This is a genomic window from Klebsiella sp. GW_Kp181, assembly GCF_040062315.1.
In the GTDB taxonomy this organism is placed as follows: domain Bacteria; phylum Pseudomonadota; class Gammaproteobacteria; order Enterobacterales; family Enterobacteriaceae; genus Klebsiella; species Klebsiella oxytoca.
The window spans coordinates 96,188-117,172 of sequence record NZ_JBEAFR010000086.1; the positions used below are offsets into that span (position 1 = coordinate 96,188).

Below are 20,985 nucleotides of genomic sequence, written 5' to 3' on the forward strand. Positions count from 1 at the left end.
GATGGCTGGCGGCGGCACGACAGCGGATACTCATTCCGGAAAGATTAATGCGTTCAGGACGTGATCCTGCCAGATACCATTAATTTTCAGATAAGAGTGCGCATAGCCCTCTTGCACAAAACCCAGACTTTTAAGGGTATTGCTGCTCCGCACGTTATCAGGCAGATGATTGGCCATGATCCTGTGTATCCCGTAATTCTCACGCACGTACCGAATCGCCTGCTCTAACGCTTCGCGCATCAGGCCCTTTCCCTGGCAGGCGCGATCGAGGGAAAAGCCCAGATAGCATGCCTGAAAAACGCCGAAGACAAAGTTAGTGAAGTTGATACTGCCGATGATTTGCGGTTCATTTTTGAGGGTGAAAACCAGCATCAGGCTACGTTTTTCGTCATACTCTCTGCGCGCGCTGCTGATTCTTTGCGCAATAGTGTCTAACGTAAAATAGTCGTCATTTCGCAAGGGTTCGAATGGCGCAAGGTGAGAACGGTTTTCCAGCAAATAATCCTGTAAATGCCGTGCATGATCGGGCGCCAGTAAACAGATATCGGTGCGCTCCGTAGATAATAACTTCATCGCTTAGCCCTACTAACATGTTGGGCGATGATTATAGGAACTGGCGCAAAAATTAACAAATACAACCATAACATTTAACATCAAAACCACATACCCTTATTTCTCTAATAACTTCGCATTCGGCGCTGCGCCGGTCACTGACCGCCACGGGCACCGCTCCTCTCCTCGTGCCCGTCTCCCGTATCAGGCATCCTCGTACCTGCTCAAGTTCGCAATGTATCTATCACCGCCCGCAGCGCGGGGGAGACGTTGCGATGAGGATAATAGAGAAAAGAGCCTTCCAGCCGCTGGCTGTAACGCTGCAGGACTCTGATAAGCGCGCCCCGCTCCAGGTCGTCGGCGACCAGCTCCTGCGGAACATAGGCCAGGCCCAGTCCCAGACGGGCGGCTTTCGCTTCCATATAGCTGTCGGCAAAAGCCCACTGCCCCTGAGGCCGGTGGGTAATTTTTTTACCCTGCTCATTCAGCTCCCAGGCGTAAAGGCTACCGTCGCCAAACTGGTAAGCGATACAGGGATGGACGACCAGATCAGCTGGCGTTTGCGGGAAACCGTAGCGGCGAAAATGCTCGGGCGTGCCGACAACGGCCATCTCCATATCGGGCGAAATGCGCACTGCGACCATGCCGCCGCCGACCTCCGGCCCAAGACGCACCCCGGCATCAAACCGCTCTGCAATAATATCGACAAACCGACTTTCGCTAATAAGTTCCAGCCGGATATCAGGATAGCGCTGCTTGAACACCGCCAGCTTCGGCAGAAGGACTTTATCAATCGCGTGCTGGCTGGCGTTAATGCGGACGGTGCCGGAAGGCGTGTTGCGATAATACGCCAGAGTGGAAAGCCCCGAATCCAATGCATCAAAGCCCGCTTCTACCGTTCGATAGAGCTGCTCGCCGGCCTGGGTAAGTGAAAGTTTACGGGTCGTGCGCACCAGAAGCTGTACGCCGAGCCTTTCTTCAAGTTCGCGTACGGCGCGGCTGACGCCGGATTGCGCCAGCCCAAGCCGCTGCGCGGCGGCGGTAAAGCTCCCTTCCCGCACCACCAGCATGAACAGGTAAAGATCGTTATAGTTTTCCCGCCTCGCCATCATTCTCCCCGCTACCGTTTCGCTATTTATCACAATTTGATATGAATCTTAGCACTTTCCCCCCGCTAATCAGCACTCTGACTGCTAACTATAATCAGCGCACTGCAACAAAGCACAGCAGCGTTGTCCGTATGAAACCTGTATCAGGAACCTGTTTTAGGGGAAATATTGATGAAAGCGTTCACCAGAAAACTGACGGCCGTCATGCCAGCCATGCTGCTATGCGCATCATTAAGTGGAGTAACAACCATGAGCTATGCCGATACAACCAATCCGAACGCGCCCGTTTCGCTGATCGAAACCTGGGACAAAACCTTTACGAAAAGCGCGAAAGTCGATCACCGCAAGGTGACCTTCCAGAACCGCTACGGGATCACCCAGGTCGGCGATCTCTACATCCCTAAAGATCGCGGCGAGCGCAAGCTGGCGGCGATTGCCGTAAGCGGCCCCTTCGGCGCGGTGAAAGAGCAGTCCAGCGGGCTGTATGCCCAGACCCTGGCAGAACAGGGCTTTGTCACCCTCGCCTTCGATCCTTCGTACACGGGGGAAAGCGGCGGTCATCCGCGTAACGTCGCCTCGCCGGATATCAATACTGAGGATTTCAGCGCGGCGGTGGATTTTTTAGGATTGCAAAACGAAGTGGATCGCAACCGAATCGGCCTGCTCGGCATCTGCGGCTGGGGCGGCATGGCGCTGAACGATGCCGCGATGGATACCCGCGTCAAAGCGGTGGCCACCAGCGTTATGTACGATATGAGCCGCGCGATGGGCCATGGCGTTGGCGACGGTAAAGATCGTTATACCACCGCCGATCGCCGCGCCGTACTGCAATATCTGAACGCGCAGCGCTGGAAAGATGCGGAAAACGGTACCTTCGCACCGGGCGGACATGACATTTATGTCGATGAGAAAGGCAACGCCAGCGCGGGCGATCGTATCCTGCCGGAAACCCTGCCAGCCAACCCGAACCCGGTATTGAAAGAGTTCTTTGATTATTACCGCATGCCGCGCGGTTTCCACGCCCGCTCCGTCAACTCAACCGGCGCGTGGAACGCGACCATGCCGCTGTCGTTTATGAATATGCCGCTGCTGAGCTATGCCAATGAAGTCACCATCCCGACGCTGATCGTAACCGGTGAAAATGCCCACTCACGCTATTTTGCCGAAGACGCTTTCAAGGCTATCGGCAGTAAAGAGAAAGAGCTGGTCATTGTCCCCGGCGCGAACCATGTCGATCTGTATGATAATGCGGCCGGTAAAATCCCGTTTGCCAGATTTGAACAGTTCTTCAAAACCAGCCTGAGATAACGCCCCCGAGCCGCCCGTCTTTGCGGGCGGCTGACCCTCGCGCCCATGACTTTTCACCGCCTTTTTTGCCGCTATTCCATGCCAGGCGTCCTTTGCGGCAGGGCCTGAATCTGGCCGAAAAAATATCCAGAGATGTCCATCATGTCCATATTGAGTCGTAATACACCACACCCTCAACCCCCCGCCCACTGGGGCGGCGTCTTTGCCATGACGCTGTGCGTTTTTGTCCTTATCGCTTCCGAATTTCTGCCGGTCAGCCTGCTGACGCCGATTGCCAGAGAGTTAAATATCACCGAGGGGCTGGCAGGCCAGGGCATTGCGATTTCCGGCGCCCTGGCGGTGCTGACCAGCCTGACCATCTCTGACCTTGCCGGCAGTCTGAATCGTAAATATCTCCTGCTGGGGCTGACGGTGCTGATGGCGGCGTCGGGAATGATTGTTGCCCTCGCCCACAACTATGCGGTTTATATGGCGGGAAGAGCCCTGATTGGCGTCGTTATCGGTGGCTTCTGGTCCATGTCGGCGGCCACCGCTATCAGACTGGTGCCGGCGCACCAGGTTCCCCGTGCGCTGGCGATTTTCAACGGCGGTAACGCGCTGGCAACCGTCGTAGCGGCGCCGCTTGGCAGCTACCTGGGAGCCACCGTCGGCTGGCGCGGCGCTTTTTTCTGCCTCGTGCCGCTGGCGATAGCTGCATTCATCTGGCAGTGCGTCAGCCTGCCAGCGATGGAAAGCGCCACAGCGAGTCGGCCACGCGGTGCTTTGCTTCGTCTGTTCAGCCGCCCCATCGTCGCCATCGGCCTGCTGGCCTGCGGACTTTTCTTTATGGGCCAGTTTGCCTTATTTACCTACGTGCGGCCATTTTTGGAAACGGTAACCCATATCAGCGCCTCAGGTCTGTCACTGATTCTGCTCGCTATCGGCGTCGCGGGTTTTATCGGCACTCTGTGCGTTTCGACGCTCCTCAACGCCCGGTTTTATCAGACCTTAATCACCCTCCCGTTGCTGATGGCGGCGATTGCCGCAACGCTGCTTCTGGTCGGCCACCACGTCTGGCCCGTTGCCGTACTGTTAAGCTTATGGGGAATGCTGGCGACGGCGGCGCCAACCGGCTGGTGGACCTGGATAGCGCGGACCCTGCCCAATGATGCCGAGGCGGGTGGCGGCCTGATGGTCGCCGTCATTCAGCTGTCGATCGCGCTGGGTTCAACTGCTGGAGGTTGGGCATTCGACCGCCTGGGGTGGCAAAGCGCGTTTGGCTTAAGCGGCATTTTGCTGCTTGCCGCGGTCGGTATGACTTTGCTCACCAGCCGTCAACCGGCGAAATAAGCTCACGGAATCCGATACGAGCAGCGGAGTTTTCTCGTCGCGGGTAATGCGTATAATGCGGCTTGCATTCACGCTGAAAAATAACCGCGGCTCATATTATGCATCTCAACCGGTGTTGCTGGCTGCTACTGATCTTCGCAGCGATCGGTAGCTTTTTTACCTCCTGGCCCTTTGCTGTCTGGCTGCTGCTGATTAACGTACTGACGCTGGTGATTTATGGCGTGGATAAAATGGCGGCGCGCAGGGCCTGGCGTAGAGTGCCCGAGGCCACTTTACTGTCATTTGGCCTGTTGGGCGGCTGGGCTGGAGCCATAGCGGGCCAAAGGCTGTTCCGCCATAAAACGCAGAAGCAGCCGTTCAGGACCTGGTTCGTCATCAGTACGATGGTCAGCATCGCAGGGATGGCGGCGATTTATGGGTTGTATGCTTTTTCCGCTCACTGAGCGATGGCAACGCTGGCGGCGGGTAAACGGGGCAAGCCATTCAACCCGCCGCTATTCGTAGTATATTATTGAGAGTATTGTTGATTATCAGGTGTACCTTATGACCTACTCCATCGGTGAATTTGCGCAGCTTTGCGGCATTAACGCGACCACGCTTCGCGCCTGGCAGCGTCGCTACGGCCTCCTTAAGCCACAGCGTACCGATGGCGGCCATCGTCTGTACAGCGATGACGATATTCAGCAGGCGCTCAAAATTCTCGACTGGGTCAAAAAAGGGGTGCCGGTCAGCCAGGTCAAGCCCCTGCTGGCCCGTCCCGGCGCGCGACGGACAAATAACTGGCTCACCTTGCAGGAAAGCATGCTGCAGCGACTGAAAGAGGGAAAAATCGAATCACTGCGCCAGCTGATTTACGACGCCGGTCGTGAATATCCCCGCCCCGAGCTGGTCACCGAAGTGCTGCGCCCGCTGCGTAGCCAGGTTTCCGCCAATGTCCCGGCAATCATGACGCTGCGCGAAATCCTCGATGGCATCATTATCGCCTATACCTCCTTTTGCCTCGAAGGGGACAAAAAAGCGCCCGGCGATAACTATCTGATCACCGGCTGGCACCTGACGGACGCCTGCGAAATCTGGCTTGAAGCGCTCAAGCGCACCGGCAAGGGTCACCGCATCGACGTCCTTCCCACCCCTCCCGCAACCCTTGCACCGGAGATCCTGCCAGAACGCAAATGGCTGCTGGTGACGACCGGTAAACTCTCGCCTGCCCGGCAGAGGCAGATTGAACGCTGGCAGCAGCAGGTTGTCTCGCTGGAGATTGTCGCGCTGTAATGGCATGCGCCACACCCCGTGGCGCAGCGAACAGGTCCCTCAGTATCGCCCCAACAAAAATCCCCCTTTGCTTTTTCGTGCAACTTTTTCGCACCCGCTCGCAGACGCCTCTTTTCTCGCTAACGCCTCCAGAACCACGCATCAAAGTTTCAATAATAACCACATGATAAATAACAACAATAAAAAATATTTTCACCAAAACTTGGACAAATATTATTAATTGTGTAAGTTTTAACTATGCTACATTGTTTACTCAGGAAGTGACCTATGCGTCCCTCGTCGTCCGCCATCAGTCGTTTTAGCGCGTACTATGCCACGCTGGATACCCAGCCGCCCTCAGCGCTGGCCGAGCTGTACCATGCCCATGCCGTGCTGATCGATCCTTTTGGCCAACATCAGGGACTGGCCGCAATCCAGGATTACCTTTCACACCTGCTGGCTAACGTGGATCACTGCCATTTCACCCTCGATGCCCCGCTCTGCGCCGGTCAACGCTTTGCCGTCGCCTGGACCATGCACTGGTCGCATCCGCGACTTGCCGGCGGAGCGGCGCTAGAGCTTGCGGGATGTTCAACGGTCACCATTGAGGACGAACGCATTATTCATCAGCGTGACTACTACGACGCCGGAGAGATGCTGTATGAACATCTTCCCCTGCTGGGATCGGCGGTGCGCGGCGTCAAGCGGAGGGTGCGGAAATGATGACTGTTCTGATCACCGGCGCCAGCTCCGGCATTGGCGCCGGGCTCGCCAGATCCTTTGCTGCGGATGGTCATCTTGTCATTGCCTGCGGCCGCGATCCGTCTCGTCTGGCGGCGCTACAGCAGCACAGCCCCAACATCCGCATTCTCTCATTCGATATGACGGACAGGGATGCCTGTCGCCAGACGCTCGCTAACTGCCGCGCCGATTGGGTCATTCTCTGCGCCGGGACCTGCGAATACCTCGATCGCGGCATGGTTGATGCAAGGCTGGTTGAAAGAGTCATCACCACCAATTTTCTCGGGCCGGTGAACTGCCTGGCAGCGCTTCAGTCGCAGCTGTCAGCCGGGAATCGCGTGGTGCTGGTGAGCTCGATGGCGCACTGGCTGCCCTTTCCACGGGCCGAGGCCTATGGCGCATCGAAAGCGGCGCTGACCTGGTTTGCCAACAGTCTGCGCCTGGACTGGGAGCCACGAGGGATCGCCGTCACGGTCGTTTCGCCAGGGTTTGTTGATACCCCACTAACGCGTCAGAACGATTTTTCAATGCCTGGACAGGTGAGCGTGGAGCAGGCGGTGAAAGCCATTCGCCGCGGCCTGGCGAAAGGTCACGATCGTATCGCCTTCCCGACTGGCTTTTGTCTGCTTCTGCGCCTGCTGGCCGGGCTTCCTGAAAGTCTTCAACGCAAGCTGTTACGCAGGATGGTACGGTCATGAAAATCGCGATTATTGGTAGCGGGATTGCCGGGCTGACCTGCGCATGGCGTCTTGCCGCGCAACACCAGGTAACCCTGTTCGAAGCTGCATCCACGCCGGGAGGGCACACCGCCACGGTGGATATCGCCACGCCGCAGGGTACGTGGGCCATCGATACCGGATTCATTGTGTATAACGATCGCACCTATCCGCACTTTATCGGCCTGCTGAGCGAGCTGGGGATCCGCGGCCAAAAAACGCAGATGAGCTTTTCGGTCCATAACCCGCAGAGTAGCCTGGAGTATAACGGTCATAGCCTGAGTTCGCTTTTCGCCCAGCGACGCAATCTGCTTAAGCCGGCCTTCTGGGGGCTGCTGAGAGAAATCGTCCGTTTTAATCGGCTGGCGAAGCAGGCTCTGGGAGGCGCGTTCGACCCGGCCGCCACGCTACAGACCTTCCTCGAGCGCCACCGCTTTAGCCCTTTTTTTGCGCGCCACTACATTCTGCCGATGGGGGCCGCTATCTGGTCTTCGTCGCTACAGGAGATGCGTCGCTTCCCGCTGGCGCTGTTCTTACGCTTCTTTGATAATCACGGCCTGCTGGATATCCGCCAGCGTCCGCAGTGGTACGTGGTGCCCGGCGGCTCGCGCGAATACGTCCGCGCCCTGCTTGTCCGGTCTGGCGATCGCCTGAGCCTCCGCCTCAATACGCCGGTGCAAAACGTTATCCGCGGTCAGGATGGCGTGACGTTGCAACTGGCAACGGGAGAGGAGCATTTCGATCAGGCGATCTTCGCCTGCCATTCGGCCGATGCGCTGGCCATGCTGGCGGAACCCACCGTCGCCGAACGCGAGATTCTGGGCGATATCGGCTGGCAGCGCAACGAGGTGGTTCTGCACAGCGATCCCCGCTGGCTGCCGGTGCGTAAGCGCGCCTGGGCCAGCTGGAACTATCGCCTGAGCGAGCAGGATCAGGCCAGCGCCTGCGTCACCTACAACATGAATATTCTTCAGGGCCTGCCTGCCGACGCCCCACTGTTCTGCGTCACCCTCAATCCGCCGACGCCGGTGGACCCGCGCTTCGTCTGGAAACGTATGGTCTATGAACATCCGTTGTTTAATCCACAAAGCGGGTCGGCTCAGCTGCGGCGCGAGGAGATCAACGGCCGCCAGCGGAGCTGGTTCTGCGGCGCGTACTGGTATAACGGCTTCCATGAAGATGGCGTGCGCAGCGCCCTCGATGTGGTCAACGGCATCGCCGCGACGGAGAATCGCTGAAATGAACAGCTGCCTGTATGAAGGGGTATTACGCCACCGCCGTCTCCAGCCGAAAGCACACCATTTTCGCTATCGCATCTTCATGGCCTGGCTCGATCTGGATGAACTGGACCTGCTCAGTGAAGTGGGTATCCGCCGCAATAGTTTTGCTGCCGCCTCTTTTTACGATGCGGATTACCCGCTGGGTACGCCGCTGAAAGCGCAGGTTCTGAATCGGCTGGAAAGCCTGACCGGCGCGCGTCCGGATGGCCGCGTTATGCTGCTGACCCAGCTGCGCTATCTGGGCTTTCATTTTAACCCGGTCAACTTTTACTACTGCTATGACGGCGCAGGCGCCCTGCGCTGGGTACTGGCAGAAGTGCGCAACACGCCGTGGAATGAACGGCATTACTACGCCGTGGACGGCCAACGGACGCGTCCGCTGGATAAGGCATTTCACGTCTCGCCGTTTAACCCGATGGACATGGTCTATCACTGGCGATTCAACCGGCCCGGTAAAACGCTGCATATGCATATTGAGAACCATCAGACGGCAAAAGTCTTCGATGCCACGCTGGCCCTGAGCCGTGAACCCTTAACCCGGGCCAACCTGCGAGGGCTGCTGCTGCGCATTCCGCTGATGACGCTGAAAACCGTTCTCGCGATTTACTGGCAGGCGCTACGGCTGTGGCTCAAGCGCGTGCCGCTGTACAATCATCCTGTCAGCAGGAGTGAACGCTCATGACCGATCCCGTTTTTGCGCTTGAGCCCGATATCCCGCGCAACGTGCGTATCGCGCGCTGGTTGCTCTTTCGTCTGTTGAGCGGCATTCGTGAAGGCTCGCTCACCGTTCGCGAAGGGGCGCAGACCTTTCACTTTGGCGACCCCGCCGCGACGTTACGCGCCGACGCGCAGGTCCTCTCCGCGGGCGTCTACTGGCGCTTACTCACTGGCGGCAGCCTTGCCGCGGCGGAGGCCTGGATGGACGGAGAATGGGAGAGCCAGCAGTTGACGCAGTTGCTGCAGATCCTGGCGCGCAACGGCCAGGTGCTGGGACGGCTGGAGCGCGGCTTCCGGCTACTGGGCAAGCCCGTAGAACGACTGCGCCACTGGACGCGCCGCAACTCGCGCGCGCAGGCGAAGGAGAATATCGCCGCCCATTACGATCTGGGCAACGACTTTTACACCCGCTTTCTTGACGACGAGCTCCTCTACTCCAGCGCGCTGTTTACCGATGACGGTCAGGATCTCACCCAGGCCCAGCGGGCCAAAATGGCGCGCCTGTGCGAGCGTCTGGCGCTTACGCCCGGCGATCATTTGCTGGAGATCGGTACCGGCTGGGGAGCAATGGCCGAATTCGCCGCTCGCCATTACGGCTGTCGGGTCACCACCACCACCCTGTCGCAGGAACAGTTTCAGTGGGCCAAAGCGCGGATTGCCCGCGCCGGGCTTCAGGATCGCGTCGACGTGCTGCTCTGCGATTATCGCGATCTTACCGGCCAGTACGACAAGCTGCTGTCGGTGGAGATGATTGAGGCCGTGGGCCAACGCTATCTGCCGGCTTTTTTCCGCACCTGTCAGGCGCGCTTGCGTCCGGGCGGCAGGATGGCGATCCAGGCAATCACCATCCAGGACCAGCGCTATCGCGGCTACAGCAAAAGCGTGGATTTTATTCAGCGCTATATCTTTCCGGGCGGATTTTTGCCCAGCATTACAGTGATGAACGAACTGATGACGCGCCATACCGATTTTGTGATGCGCGATCTGTTCGATATGGGCCCGGACTACGCCCGTACCCTGGCCCACTGGCGGCAGCGTTTTCTCCACGCCTGGCAGGATATCGAGAAGCTCGGCTTTGATGAACGTTTCCGCCGCATGTGGCTTTATTACTTCGGCTACTGTGAGGCCGGATTTAACGCCCGCACCATCAGCGTCGTGCAGCTCACCGCGGAGCGAACATCATGAAACGCATTTTGACCCTTGGCCTCGCGCTGCTGATGCTGGCGCTGGCGGGCTGCAGCGCCGAAGTGACCGATTATCGACAGCAGCAGCCGGCGCTGGATATCTTCCACTATTTTCAGGGTAAAACCGAAGCATGGGGGATGGTGCAGGATCGCCATGGCAAGCAGCTACGCCGCTTTCATGTTGAGATTGACGGTGAGGTTGTTGGCGACACGCTGACGCTACATGAACGCTTTGTCTACGATGATGGCGAAAAGCAGCAGCGGGTATGGCGCATTCGCCGCACCGGCGACAACCGTTATCAAGGCACCGCTGGCGATATTACCGGCGTGGCGCTTGGCCAGGCATCGGGCAACGCTTTTCACTGGCGCTACAGCATGAACGTAAAAGCCGAGGGTAGCCGCTGGCGACTCGATTTCGACGACTGGATGTTCCTGCAGGACGGCGTGCATCTGTTCAACAAAACGGAGATGAAGAAATTTGGCGTTACCGTCGCCACCGTCACCCTTTTCTTCACCCGGACAGCACAATAAAAGAGGATTATGCCATGAGCACACAACCTTTGATTGGGATCAGCGGATGTTTGACCGGTGCGGCCGTGCGATTCGACGGCGGGCATAAGCGAATGGGATTCGTGATGGATGAGCTGGCGCAATGGGTCGCGTTTAAGCCCGTCTGTCCGGAGATGGCGATCGGCCTGCCCGTTCCCCGGCCTGCGCTGCGGCTGGTCCAAACTCGCGAAGGGGATATCCGCATGCGCTTCACCCATGCTCCGCACGACGACGTAACGGAGAAAATGGCCGATTTTGCCAGCGCCCACCTTACGACGCTGGGCGAACTGTCGGGATTTATCGTCTGCGCCAAATCACCTAGCTGCGGTATGGAGCGCGTGCGGCTGTATGATGATAAGGGCAATCGCGGACGTAAAGAAGGCACAGGGTTATTTACCGCCGCGCTGCTGGAGAAATATCCCTGGCTACCGGTAGAAGAGGACGGCCGCCTGCACGATCCGGCGCTGCGTGAGAATTTTGTCGAAAGAGTTTTTGCCCTGCACGAGCTCAACTGCTTGCACAAAAGTGGCCTGACGCGCCGTGGGCTGCTGGATTTCCATAGCCGCTATAAGCTTCAGCTGCTGGCTCACCATCAGGCGGGTTACCGGGAAATTGGCCCGTTCGTTGCCTCGCTGCATGAATGGGAGGATCTGGAGGCTTTCTTTGTGGCGTACCGCGACAAATTGATGGCGATCCTGAAAAAGCCCGCCTCGCGTAAAAATCACACCAACGTACTGATGCATATTCAGGGCTACTTCCGTAACCAGCTGAACAGCCGCCAGCGCGGCGAGTTACGCGACGTGATCCTTAACTATCGCTCCGGACTGCTGCCGATCCTCGCACCGCTAACGCTGCTTAAGCACTATCTGGCGGAATACCCGGATCGTTACCTGCAGACGCAGAACTACTTTGATCCCTATCCGCAGGATCTGGCCCTGCGCCTGACGGTGAATTAAGTCTACAGAACCCGCGAACAGGCCGGCGCAGGCCAGCCTGTTCGCGTAGATGCCGACAGACCTGGAACCACGCCTCAAACATCCCGCCGACGTTTAACGAATGCAGCCGTTCGACGCTGCTGTCGTTCACTTTGGCGATGTGCTTATTGTCCACCCGGCCGCCGGGAACGTAGAATCGCAGCATCGGGTGGCTCTCCGCCCCCGTGCCAATGGCGATGTTTTGCGACAGCGACAGCTTCCAGCCTTGGTTATCGCCGCCCCGATCGTACTCGACGCGCTGATAGCTTGCTTCCAGCCAGGCCGAATGCACATCGTTCCAGAAGTACACTGGCCGCACGATGGCACCATCGTTTTACGGTTGTCGCTAGTGTCCTTGCCGTTGTCATAGTCGCGGAAGGCCAGCGGCGATAACCGCCATCGTTGATGGAAGTTTTTTATCATTGTCATGTTTATCTCAAGACAGGTTAATCTTATTCAGATAATAACAATCCCATTCCGGGCAGGCAGAATATGTCGCTATCATGAGAACAATTTAATTTTTATTTTGTCCGGCCAGTGAGGTTTTTTCACTATTCGGGTTGTCGCACCTCCCTAATAAACGAGTCATCATTAACGCTAATCCGCATAAATCCACCCTAAGGATAATTCGCGGACCAGCAGTGAACTCAGTAACGGCTCTGGCATTTGCGACGGAACGTATATCCTTATTCCAACAGCCCCCAGCTATTTTTCATAGGGTATCAGGAAAACCCTGCAGATATATCCTTACGATTATTGTGGCATATACCCGGCAAGTCTTCATCGGCTTCATATATGCAAAACAGTATGGGTAATAACGTTATTGTCCCGGCCCTCTCCTTTTCGACTGCATGCCTTTATTGCAGCGCAAGCGTCCACAAGGCTTGCGGATCGGCCAACCACCCGCCGGCAGAGATGGACATATTAACCTGCGCTACCGCCCGGAACACCGTAACGACTCGACTGCGACAGCGCCGCGCTGGTGGTAAAAACGCTGACCGTGCCCTTCGCAAAATACCGTTGCATGCTAAACGCCAAAATCAAGGGAAAAGTAAATTAATAATTGTGACACATCCTCTATTCTCCTGCCCGGTCATTGAATTACGTTATTTCACTCAGCGATCAAGAAAAGCCCCAAATGTGAGCCATCTCGCAAATAACAGCTTTATATATTTAACACTCGGGGAGATATCTGGCGTACATTTTATTCAGGAATGCAAGTTGTAAGGGATAAAATGGTGGCTTTAGAAAATCCCAACGCAGGCGGAATAGCATTTTTGTGTAGCGACTCAACATACTCTGGAGTTGCCTTTGCTTTGATGATCACAAAAGTAAAAAAACATAATAAATTAATTTAAAAACGTAATAGATTCTTCGAGATCATTTATGTCAGAAAGTGTTACACATCTACACAACAAGCCGGAGTCTGCTCAGCATGGGTAAAAACATAATGCAAAGTCGCCATGACGAATATCATAAATTAACTCGCGGGGAACGTATTGGTTATGGGATGGGCGACTTTGCTCAAAACCTGGTTTTTGGCACAATTGGCGGTTTTCTTGCACTGCACATGCTGACAGTCAATACCATCAGTACAGCAACGGCAGGGTTTATATTTCTTTTTGTCCGCATCATCAATGTCTTTTGGGATCCGATGGTGGGAACTTTCGTTGATAAGAGAACATCGAACGCCGGGAAATACCGTCCCTGGCTGCTCAGAGCCGGCGTGCCGCTGGTGATCCTTTCCGCTTTACTTTTTGCCCCGATCCCCGGCGTCCGCGGTTCAGTCCCTTTTGCATTTATCATCTATCTGGCGCTGGATTTAGTCTATTCGCTCGTGAATATTCCTTATGGTTCACTTAACGCTTCACTGACGCGCGACCCGGAATCGATTGATAAGCTCACCAGTACGCGAATGATGCTGGCCAACAGCGCCAACCTGCTTGTCTATACTCTGTTCCCGATGTTTGTACAAATGGCTTCGCCTAAAGATCGCAGCCTGAAGGACACCGGTTTTTTTGGTATTGAACTCAATCTGGGTAACTATACCGATCCTTCTGCGAACTATGCCTGGTTTGGCGTTTACTCAATTTATATGTTGATTGGCGCGGTGGCGCTTTTCATCTGCTATAAATTCACCAAAGAACGTGTGGTGGCGACAGCGGAACAGACGGCTAACGTCAAAACCACCGATCTTTTTCTTGAACTCAAACATAATCGCCCGCTGGTTATTCTCGGACTGTTCTTTATGCTGGCCTTTACGTTCATGTTTTTTATGAACACGGTAAATGGCTTTTTCAATCAGTACGTTGTTGGCCATTCAGAATGGATGGGCGCAGTTGGCCTGGTCGCCTCTATTCCGGGCATTGCTTTCCCCATTTTCTGGCCGCGACTCAAGAAAATTTTTGGCAAAAAAGGGTTCTTCCATCTTTTTCTGGCCATGTTCATTGTCGGTGAATTATTAACCTATATTTGGTCGCGCGAGGGTATGCACGATGCGCTGTGGCTTGCTTACATCGCGACATTTATTAAACAGTGGGGCTTAACGTCAGCGACCGGCTTCATGTGGGCGCTGGTGCCGGAAGTGATTGCATATGGCGAACTAAAGTCGGGCAAACGAAACGCTGCCATCATTAACGCTATTATGGGGCTCTTTTTTAAGATTGGCTTTACTATCGGCGGCGCGATTCCTCTGTGGTTGCTGGCCGTTTATGGCTTCAATGAAACCGGCGCCCGGCAAAGTGCCAGCGCAATCGAGGGGATTATAATGACCGCAGTTTGGATCCCGATTGCTTTGGCGATTATTTCAATGATCATTATCCAGGTTTATCCCATCTCGGACAAAAACGTGACCGATATCAATCGTCAGCTTGATGAGATACGCGTGTAGTTAAAAATATAAATCTGACGCAGTTGGAACTTTTAAATAAAAAAGGTGTAATGATATGTCTCTTATTCAAAACCCTATTTTACGTGGATTTAATGCCGACCCCAGTATTATCCGTGTCGAGGACACTTACTATATCGCCAATTCTACATTTGAGTGGTTTCCTGGCGTTCGTTTACATGAGTCAAAAGACCTTGAGCACTGGAATCTTCTCCCTGCGCCTTTGTCAACGACCACCCTGCTGGATATGAAAGGCAACCCCTCATCCGGCGGTATTTGGGCGCCGGCGCTCTCCTGGGCCGACGGTCAATTCTGGTTAGTGTATACCGATGTCAAAGTCACCGAAGGCGCCTTTAAAGACATGACTAACTATCTGACCACCGCGACCGATATTCGCGGCCCCTGGAGCGATCCTGTCAAGCTTAACGGCGTGGGTTTTGATGCCTCTCTTTTCCACGATGATGATGGCCGAAAATATATCGTGCAGCAAACCTGGGATCATCGCGAATATCACCACCCTTTTGACGGCATTACGTTAACCGAACTGGATACCAAAACCCTGAAATTAATGCCAGGAACCGCGCGTACCATTTATCGTGGGACTGCCGTTGGCCTCGTTGAAGGGCCGCATCTCTATAAACTCAAAGGATATTATTATCTTTTTGCCGCTCAGGGAGGGACCGTATTTACCCACCAGGAAGTGGTTGCCCGCTCAAAAACGCTGGAAGCCAACAGTTTTACCACCGAACCGGGAGACGTCTTCTTAACGAATGTTGATACGCCAGACAGCTATATCCAAAAGCAAGGGCATGGCGCCTTAGTTTCTACCCCAGGAGGCGAATGGTACTATGCCTCGCTCTGCGCTCGTCCGTGGAATCGCCCTGGCGAGTCGGTCTACGATCCTCGCGGCTGGTCAACCCTCGGCAGAGAAACGTCGATCCAAAAAGTGTACTGGGATGAAGATGGCTGGCCGCGTATTGCGGGCGGTCACGGCGGTAAAACGTTCGTCGAGGGGCCGAAAGACGCCATTTATACCGAAAGTGCAGAGGATCGTAGCCAGCACGACGACTTTACCACGCCGACGCTCGATCCCAACTGGAATACGCTGCGGGTGCCCTTTAGCGAGAAAATGGGTACTACCGGACACGGAAAACTCACCTTAATCGGCCAGGGCTCTTTAGCCAATACGCACGATCTGTCGCTGATTGCCCGCCGCTGGCAAGCCTTTTATTTTGATGCCCAGGTAAAAGTAAAATTTGATCCGTTCAACTACCAGCAAATGGCAGGATTAACGAATTACTATAACGATCGCCACTGGAGCTTTGTGTTTGTTACCTGGAATGAAATTAATGGAAGGGTCATTGAAATAGGGGAAAATAATCGCGGAAAATATACTTCCTATCTGAAAGATAATGCCATTAAGGTGCCAGAGCATGTCGAATATGTCTGGTTGCGCAGCAAAGTCAGGAAGGAAACGTATAGCTATGAATATAGCTTTGATGGCGTCGCGTTCACTGAAATCCCGGTCAGGTTAGATGCCGCTATCCTTTCAGATGACTATGTCTTGCAGAGCTATGGCGGTTTCTTTACCGGAGCGTTTGTTGGCCTTGCGGCAGTCGACTACTCCGGCTATGGCGCCAGCGCTGAGTTTTATCATTTTGATTATCAGGAACTTGGCGATTCGTTAGTTGGTAATGAGGTTTATAGCTGGGAAGCCAGTGAGTTACGTAGTTATTAAACGGCCCGCTGGTTAGGGGTAGCCAAACGTCTCTGTAAGCGGAGCTGGCGCGGCGGACCGCGCCAGCTCGCAAGAAGAGCGTCGATGGCGCGTTTTCATCTTTAAAGCGCATCATTCCCCGGCGGGCACGGGCCGCCGCCGGTTCTCATCAAGCTTCAGCGTTGGACGAACTGATGATACCAGCCTGCAAAGCCTGGATTGCGGAACAGGCCTCCAGGTAATGCTGCTGCTTCAGATGACGAATAAGCACCCTTCCCTCGGGCATAAATACGGTACCATAACGTACCAGGCCAATACCCCTCAGCTCAGCATCAAGCCCATAGCGCAGCTCGCCCGCCATCGCCTGCGCCAGCAGAACCACCTTCACTTTCTTTAGCCTGGGCTCATATTTAAGCAACACGGTCGACAAGATGCTCATCAGTTCATGGGCCGTCCCTGGCATACCCTGCAGAATTTTAGTCATATCCGGCAGGCCGTAATCCGGAAGATGCGCCAGCGTCCCGGCGCGACAGTTAACAATGCGCTGCATATTATCCAGAACCGACAGAATCACCTGGGTTTCTTCGCTCACCTGGTCCAGTGCAGTCCCTCCGGCAAAATTGCCGTAGAGCATTTCATACAGAGAAGTTCCCCCCATCATCAGTCATCCTTCTTCGGTTGCAGCGTCAGACGATGTTGGCTGGCTTCAATAACGCGTGGTTTGTCCGGATCGAGGTCGTCGCGTCTCAGTACCAGCTTCCAGTCATTCCTCACCATATCCGGCGCCCGAAACAGTCCCACCACCGCGATAAACTGCGTTCTTTCATCCATCGGCATGTCGAGGCTGGCGTCTGCGCCGGGTTTCACCACCAGGCTATGGCTGGCAAGCAGTTCGTTTCCGGCTGCATTATCGCCTTCCGAAGCCAGCTGCTGATAGAGCAATTGATCAAACGCCTTACGGTCCCGGAGCTGGTACACCCATACCATCACCGGCTGGGAGAATGAGGCATTTTCCCGCTCATCGGTGTTCAGCTCTGCCCGGCCAGTCACGTCCAGATGCAGGGTTTTTACCGGTTTATAAAAGACCGATTTCACTACCGATGAGGTGCCGTCGCTAATTTTCTGCGTCAGGCCACAACCCGTCAGCATTAACGGTATAAGTAGTAAGGTAGATCGCTTAATCGAAGTGATACGCAACACGTTGGTTTCCTTGTTGTAAAGTTGCAGACGGCATTCCGTTATAGTTGCCTGGCTCAATAGTAAAAGCGGCGGGGATATCGGGCGGGATCGTTTCCCCCTCCACACCCAGTACCCCCGTCATGCCGAGCATAAAAGGGGAGTCGCCCAGCACCGGCGCAGCCAGTAGCTGAGCAGGAACGGTCAGCTGTATCCGCGCCTTATAGCGCCACCCGAGATAGACCCGCAGCAGGACCACAAAGTCCTGATATAGCTGCCCTTCCGGTAACCATCCCTGCGTCTCGGCAATATCATCCGTATACAGCGCAATCAACAGCTGGCTGCTGACCTCTGTCGTTTCATCGCCCAGCACGTTATAGCCATCAAGCAGAAAATCGTCATTGTCGTAAAACCCCAGAGGATGGCTGATGGAAAACGGGCGCGGAGAGTGCGGCGTGACGCGGGCCTGCGTGCGGGGAGCCAGCAGCCGTACCAGCGCCTGCACGCCCTCTTCGGTACGCGCAGGCAGGCGCATGATGCCGAGCAGCGCCAGAAAACGCGACGTCGGAGTGGCGATATGCTTTGCGGTACCCGGTATACCCAGACCGATAAGTCCCAGTAGACTCTGCGAGGTGCTGTCCCTGCCGCCCGCTTCAAACGTCGCCGGGTACGAATATTTTCGCCAGATGCGATAGAACTGCGTCAGAATGCGTTGGTTAAAGATATCGAGAAAGGCCTCCTGCGCTTCGTGCCCTTCCCGCTGTCGGGCGATATCATCGAGCCATGCGGTGGGCAGGGGTGAGTCGACGCCGTAGAGCCCCATAAACGTCGTACGCACCGTCGGCGGCGCATCAGGATGATACTCATCATATTCCACCGCTTTTAGCTCACTAACCGGGAAGCCCATTCCCGGATGCGGGCGAAAACGTACCGGATCGCTGGCCGGGTTCAGAGTACCGCCCAACGGGGAGGCTTCCGGGTGACGCTTTTCCAGTAACTGGCAGAAGCGGTAGAAGTTAATGCGATGGATTTCCCGCTCCAGCCGGGGACTCAGCCGGGAATACGGCGGTTGTGGTTCTCCTGCCATTCGAGACGTTCTCCCCCAGGTTGTAGTATCAGAATCAGATGGTTGAACAGATGAATATCGGTATAGAGCGCGAAGAAGCGGTTCAGCATTTCGCCAAACAGGCAGATATCGCCGTGCCCGGCGAAGCCGCTGCTGTCGAGGGTCACCTCAATCTGTACGCCGCGCAGAAAATGGCCCTGCGCAAAACGTTCCACCTCGCTGTGCCTGACATCAACAATCGCCTCCAGGCGGCGGCGATTCATCTCGTTATCGGTCCAGTCATAGAGGGCCAGCGCGCCGCGCAGAACGTCGGCGTTATCCATCATCCACAGGAAGCTGCTGCCGAGATGACTCAGCACTCGCCAGTGAAATCGGTCGCGATCCGGCGGATAGCACGGCAGCGTCGGGGCGCAAAGATTGCGCACCTGGATAGGCGTGGCGGTGGATTTCACCACCGTATCCAGCAGCGCGCTCTGTAGCGCCCGGCGCGGCAGTTGACCATTAGTGCCGGTCAGGCTGAGCGATAGCTTTTCATGCTCAGGTACGCTGTGGTTATCAAACGCCTCGCCGCCAAGCATCAGCCAGGTGTCGTGCAGTCCGGAAGGGCCGGGCTTCACCCGCGTATGATAGTAATATTCCGGCGCATCATGGCGCAGCATGCCCCCCTTGTGACGGAAGCTGGTAAAGGGCACATACGTCTGATGGCCGGAATGACGCGAGGAAGTGACCGAATCCACGGAATAAATCTCGGTATGACCATCCTGGATACGCATCGGACGCAGCAGATATTCGGTCTGCAACGAGTCCAGGTGCAGCGGATCGGACTCCAGAGGGAACAGATTAATCACCGGCGCGCAGTGCAGACGCAGATTTTTCTCCGACAGCGCATATTCGTGCGGCCACTGTTTCTCCAGCACGATATCAATTTCAAACCACGGCAGAACCTCAGGGAAATTCACATTTTCCAGGCCGCGCAGCGTCACCGACATAAATTTTTCCCGGAAGGAAAAATACTCCAGCAACAGCTGATAACCGCTGAAGCTGCCGCTCTCCGGCAGTAGCGCCTCATCCTGACTGAAACCGCAGACGGCAAAACGGGCATCCAGCGGCCAGCGTTCGGCATTGCCGGGGAGGCGAACATACGTTTTCGCCACCCGGAGCGTCAGCGCCTCATGCAGAGCGCAGGCCAGCGGCGCATCGGCATTCAGATACAGCGGGACGCGGCTTACATCGATGCGGCTCCAGTCTGCCAGCGAGCTGCACTCAAAGCGCAGGCGGATAAGCGAGCGCCCGTCCGCTTCCGTCGACATCCCCGCCCGGACAAGCGACAAGGGGAGCAGGGTCAACGGTTGCGTAGTGGTGTAATGGCAACGGGTGCGCTTTTCGCCAATAGGCTGCGAAAGTATGCCAAAGCCCTTTTCTATTCGTAGAGGTTCTTTCAGTTCATGCCAGTCCGCGGTGAATTCGACAATGGAGAGCGAAGGAATGGTACGCAGGTAATGTGGCCAGATCATGCTGACCAGACCGCCGGTCAGTTCCGGCAGATCGTCGTCGAGCTTTTCCCGCAGGCGGCCCATCAGAAAGGCGAAGCCTTCAAACAGGCGTTCCACATACGGGTCGCGCGCGCCCGCTTTGTCGAGATTTAAGGCCGCTGCCCGGTCAGGATGGGCGCGGGCGAATTCTTCACCTGCTTCACGCAGGTAACGCATTTCGGCGTCAAAATAACGCAGAGTTAAGTCATCCATAGAATTTTATGCTGTGCCTTGTAGCAACATGAACGCGTTTTGTTAAAAGCGCGGGAAGGAAGAACGATCTGATACACCTTTAGCAGCATCACAGCTCATAGGTATCGTTCATCATTGAGGCGATAAACCGAACCGGGCCAGGACAGGAACTTTTATTGTGCAACGTTCCGGCATACCCCAGGCCATCAAGACTGTCTCCAGGAAGAGAGCCAGCGATCGTGTATATGCCCGGATGTTGACCACCCGTTACCCGGTCTATTTCACGCGCAACCGGTACGCCCAGCATAGTGAACCGGCAGATAAATCCGCCGCAGGTAGTTCTGTCAACGCGAATCAAATCACTCCCTTTCGCCATTGCGCTCTCCTTAATGGGTCGATATTCAGATTACTGACGCACTACCCGCCGTTCTGAGCGATAAGACAGATCTCAGTACGCCAGGTAACAATTCTCTATCCGGCCGTAACCGGATTTGTTCTGCTTCGCCGCGTCCCGTCTCCGACACAATAGCTTCATACGAGGGGGGTGGGGGTCATATCCAGCCACCGCCGAAGTGGTCTTAAGACCGTCAAATATCGTCGCGGCTGGCCGCCGCCGGGTTCATTATTCACTCACCTCCCCCTCGTCATACCCCTCTTCATCCGTGCGGCCGGCTGCCGGGACACCGGCGCTGAATATCTGCGCCG

General features: G+C 55.6%; 20 protein-coding genes and 1 pseudogene. 13 read left to right on the forward strand and 8 right to left on the reverse strand.

Going from position 1 to position 20,985, the window contains the following annotated elements:
• Positions 1-30: 30 nt before the first annotated feature.
• Together ABLV11_RS26325 and ABLV11_RS26330 are read right to left on the reverse strand one after the other, a co-directional pair.
• Positions 31-573, reverse strand: coding sequence for a GNAT family N-acetyltransferase (locus tag ABLV11_RS26325; protein ID WP_004101547.1), 543 nt, complete (start codon positions 571-573; stop codon positions 31-33).
• A 203-nt stretch (positions 574-776) separates the two neighbouring features.
• Positions 777-1,661: a LysR family transcriptional regulator gene (locus ABLV11_RS26330; RefSeq protein WP_004101545.1), complete on the reverse strand. Its 885-nt coding sequence runs from the start codon at positions 1,659-1,661 to the stop codon at positions 777-779.
• Positions 1,662-1,832: 171 nt separating this feature from the next.
• Here ABLV11_RS26330 and ABLV11_RS26335 point away from each other — a divergent pair, with 171 nt between their 5' ends.
• From ABLV11_RS26335 to ABLV11_RS26385, 11 genes are all read left to right on the forward strand, one after another.
• On the forward strand, positions 1,833-2,969 hold the full coding sequence (locus ABLV11_RS26335; protein WP_126489015.1) for an alpha/beta hydrolase: 1,137 nt from the start codon (positions 1,833-1,835) through the stop codon (positions 2,967-2,969).
• A gap of 141 nt (positions 2,970-3,110) precedes the next feature.
• Positions 3,111-4,298 (forward strand): MFS transporter, encoded by a 1,188-nt coding sequence (locus ABLV11_RS26340; RefSeq protein WP_023320840.1) that lies wholly within the window; start codon positions 3,111-3,113, stop codon positions 4,296-4,298.
• Positions 4,299-4,396: 98 nt separating this feature from the next.
• Entirely contained in the window at positions 4,397-4,741 is a 345-nt protein-coding gene (locus ABLV11_RS26345) for a DUF1294 domain-containing protein (RefSeq protein ID WP_004112538.1), read from the forward strand.
• Positions 4,742-4,841: 100 nt separating this feature from the next.
• Complete coding sequence (locus ABLV11_RS26350; RefSeq protein ID WP_004101537.1) at positions 4,842-5,570, forward strand: MerR family transcriptional regulator; 729 nt, start codon at positions 4,842-4,844, stop codon at positions 5,568-5,570.
• Between the two features lie 267 nt (positions 5,571-5,837).
• Positions 5,838-6,272, forward strand: a complete 435-nt coding sequence (locus tag ABLV11_RS26355) for a nuclear transport factor 2 family protein (RefSeq protein ID WP_126489014.1) — start codon at positions 5,838-5,840, stop codon at positions 6,270-6,272.
• Positions 6,269-6,988: an SDR family NAD(P)-dependent oxidoreductase gene (locus ABLV11_RS26360; protein ID WP_126489013.1), complete on the forward strand. Its 720-nt coding sequence runs from the start codon at positions 6,269-6,271 to the stop codon at positions 6,986-6,988. Before ABLV11_RS26355 ends, ABLV11_RS26360 begins: the two co-directional genes overlap by 4 nt.
• The gene (locus tag ABLV11_RS26365) at positions 6,985-8,244 is read left to right on the forward strand and encodes an FAD-dependent oxidoreductase (RefSeq protein ID WP_126489012.1); all 1,260 of its coding nucleotides are present in this window, start codon (positions 6,985-6,987) and stop codon (positions 8,242-8,244) included. Before ABLV11_RS26360 ends, ABLV11_RS26365 begins: the two co-directional genes overlap by 4 nt.
• A 1-nt stretch (position 8,245) precedes the next feature.
• A complete protein-coding gene (locus ABLV11_RS26370) occupies positions 8,246-8,968 on the forward strand; it encodes a DUF1365 domain-containing protein (protein ID WP_004101529.1) in 723 nt (240 codons plus the stop codon).
• Entirely contained in the window at positions 8,965-10,188 is a 1,224-nt protein-coding gene (locus tag ABLV11_RS26375) for a cyclopropane-fatty-acyl-phospholipid synthase family protein (RefSeq protein ID WP_049127900.1), read from the forward strand. Before ABLV11_RS26370 ends, ABLV11_RS26375 begins: the two co-directional genes overlap by 4 nt.
• A complete protein-coding gene (locus ABLV11_RS26380; RefSeq protein WP_024274072.1) occupies positions 10,185-10,718 on the forward strand; it encodes a DUF3833 domain-containing protein in 534 nt (177 codons plus the stop codon). Before ABLV11_RS26375 ends, ABLV11_RS26380 begins: the two co-directional genes overlap by 4 nt.
• 14 nt (positions 10,719-10,732) lie before the next feature.
• Positions 10,733-11,692 (forward strand): DUF523 and DUF1722 domain-containing protein, encoded by a 960-nt coding sequence (locus ABLV11_RS26385; protein WP_024274071.1) that lies wholly within the window; start codon positions 10,733-10,735, stop codon positions 11,690-11,692.
• A gap of 64 nt (positions 11,693-11,756) precedes the next feature.
• Here ABLV11_RS26385 and ABLV11_RS26390 read toward each other — a convergent pair.
• A pseudogene (locus tag ABLV11_RS26390) lies at positions 11,757-12,121 on the reverse strand (carbohydrate porin); the annotation flags it as partial.
• 1,039 nt (positions 12,122-13,160) lie between these two features.
• Between ABLV11_RS26390 and ABLV11_RS26395 the strand changes: the two are divergent.
• Positions 13,161-14,600: an MFS transporter gene (locus ABLV11_RS26395; protein ID WP_162098345.1), complete on the forward strand. Its 1,440-nt coding sequence runs from the start codon at positions 13,161-13,163 to the stop codon at positions 14,598-14,600.
• Between the two features lie 55 nt (positions 14,601-14,655).
• Positions 14,656-16,335: a glycoside hydrolase family 43 protein gene (locus ABLV11_RS26400; RefSeq protein ID WP_126489011.1), complete on the forward strand. Its 1,680-nt coding sequence runs from the start codon at positions 14,656-14,658 to the stop codon at positions 16,333-16,335.
• Positions 16,336-16,483: 148 nt separating this feature from the next.
• Here ABLV11_RS26400 and tssE read toward each other — a convergent pair whose 3' ends face one another.
• The 5 genes from tssE to ABLV11_RS26425 all read right to left on the reverse strand — a co-directional run bounded on the left by tssE (position 16,484) and on the right by ABLV11_RS26425 (position 20,656).
• A complete protein-coding gene (gene tssE, locus ABLV11_RS26405; RefSeq protein ID WP_126489010.1) occupies positions 16,484-16,975 on the reverse strand; it encodes a type VI secretion system baseplate subunit TssE in 492 nt (163 codons plus the stop codon).
• Positions 16,975-17,514: a type VI secretion system lipoprotein TssJ gene (tssJ, locus tag ABLV11_RS26410; RefSeq protein WP_023329601.1), complete on the reverse strand. Its 540-nt coding sequence runs from the start codon at positions 17,512-17,514 to the stop codon at positions 16,975-16,977. The genes tssE and tssJ overlap by 1 nt, the downstream gene beginning before the upstream one ends.
• Positions 17,492-18,577: a type VI secretion system baseplate subunit TssG gene (tssG, locus tag ABLV11_RS26415; RefSeq protein ID WP_126489009.1), complete on the reverse strand. Its 1,086-nt coding sequence runs from the start codon at positions 18,575-18,577 to the stop codon at positions 17,492-17,494. Before tssG ends, tssJ begins: the two co-directional genes overlap by 23 nt.
• Positions 18,541-20,301 carry a type VI secretion system baseplate subunit TssF gene (tssF, locus tag ABLV11_RS26420; protein WP_126489008.1) on the reverse strand — a complete coding sequence of 587 codons (1,761 nt, stop codon included), beginning with the start codon at positions 20,299-20,301 and terminating at the stop codon, positions 18,541-18,543. The genes tssG and tssF overlap by 37 nt, the downstream gene beginning before the upstream one ends.
• An 88-nt stretch (positions 20,302-20,389) precedes the next feature.
• Positions 20,390-20,656 carry a hypothetical protein gene (locus ABLV11_RS26425; protein ID WP_049095221.1) on the reverse strand — a complete coding sequence of 89 codons (267 nt, stop codon included), beginning with the start codon at positions 20,654-20,656 and terminating at the stop codon, positions 20,390-20,392.
• Positions 20,657-20,985 lie beyond the last annotated feature (329 nt).

Coding starts and splice junctions, on each gene's coding strand:
- ABLV11_RS26325 (WP_004101547.1), bottom strand. CDS start 573: ATGAAGTTATTATCTACGGAGCGCACCGATATCTGTTTACTGGCGCCC.
- ABLV11_RS26330 (WP_004101545.1), bottom strand. CDS start 1,661: ATGGCGAGGCGGGAAAACTATAACGATCTTTACCTGTTCATGCTGGTG.
- ABLV11_RS26335 (WP_126489015.1), top strand. CDS start 1,833: ATGAAAGCGTTCACCAGAAAACTGACGGCCGTCATGCCAGCCATGCTG.
- ABLV11_RS26340 (WP_023320840.1), top strand. CDS start 3,111: ATGTCCATATTGAGTCGTAATACACCACACCCTCAACCCCCCGCCCAC.
- ABLV11_RS26345 (WP_004112538.1), top strand. CDS start 4,397: ATGCATCTCAACCGGTGTTGCTGGCTGCTACTGATCTTCGCAGCGATC.
- ABLV11_RS26350 (WP_004101537.1), top strand. CDS start 4,842: ATGACCTACTCCATCGGTGAATTTGCGCAGCTTTGCGGCATTAACGCG.
- ABLV11_RS26355 (WP_126489014.1), top strand. CDS start 5,838: ATGCGTCCCTCGTCGTCCGCCATCAGTCGTTTTAGCGCGTACTATGCC.
- ABLV11_RS26360 (WP_126489013.1), top strand. CDS start 6,269: ATGATGACTGTTCTGATCACCGGCGCCAGCTCCGGCATTGGCGCCGGG.
- ABLV11_RS26365 (WP_126489012.1), top strand. CDS start 6,985: ATGAAAATCGCGATTATTGGTAGCGGGATTGCCGGGCTGACCTGCGCA.
- ABLV11_RS26370 (WP_004101529.1), top strand. CDS start 8,246: ATGAACAGCTGCCTGTATGAAGGGGTATTACGCCACCGCCGTCTCCAG.
- ABLV11_RS26375 (WP_049127900.1), top strand. CDS start 8,965: ATGACCGATCCCGTTTTTGCGCTTGAGCCCGATATCCCGCGCAACGTG.
- ABLV11_RS26380 (WP_024274072.1), top strand. CDS start 10,185: ATGAAACGCATTTTGACCCTTGGCCTCGCGCTGCTGATGCTGGCGCTG.
- ABLV11_RS26385 (WP_024274071.1), top strand. CDS start 10,733: ATGAGCACACAACCTTTGATTGGGATCAGCGGATGTTTGACCGGTGCG.
- ABLV11_RS26395 (WP_162098345.1), top strand. CDS start 13,161: ATGCAAAGTCGCCATGACGAATATCATAAATTAACTCGCGGGGAACGT.
- ABLV11_RS26400 (WP_126489011.1), top strand. CDS start 14,656: ATGTCTCTTATTCAAAACCCTATTTTACGTGGATTTAATGCCGACCCC.
- tssE (WP_126489010.1), bottom strand. CDS start 16,975: ATGATGGGGGGAACTTCTCTGTATGAAATGCTCTACGGCAATTTTGCC.
- tssG (WP_126489009.1), bottom strand. CDS start 18,577: ATGGCAGGAGAACCACAACCGCCGTATTCCCGGCTGAGTCCCCGGCTG.
- tssF (WP_126489008.1), bottom strand. CDS start 20,301: ATGGATGACTTAACTCTGCGTTATTTTGACGCCGAAATGCGTTACCTG.
- ABLV11_RS26425 (WP_049095221.1), bottom strand. CDS start 20,656: ATGGCGAAAGGGAGTGATTTGATTCGCGTTGACAGAACTACCTGCGGC.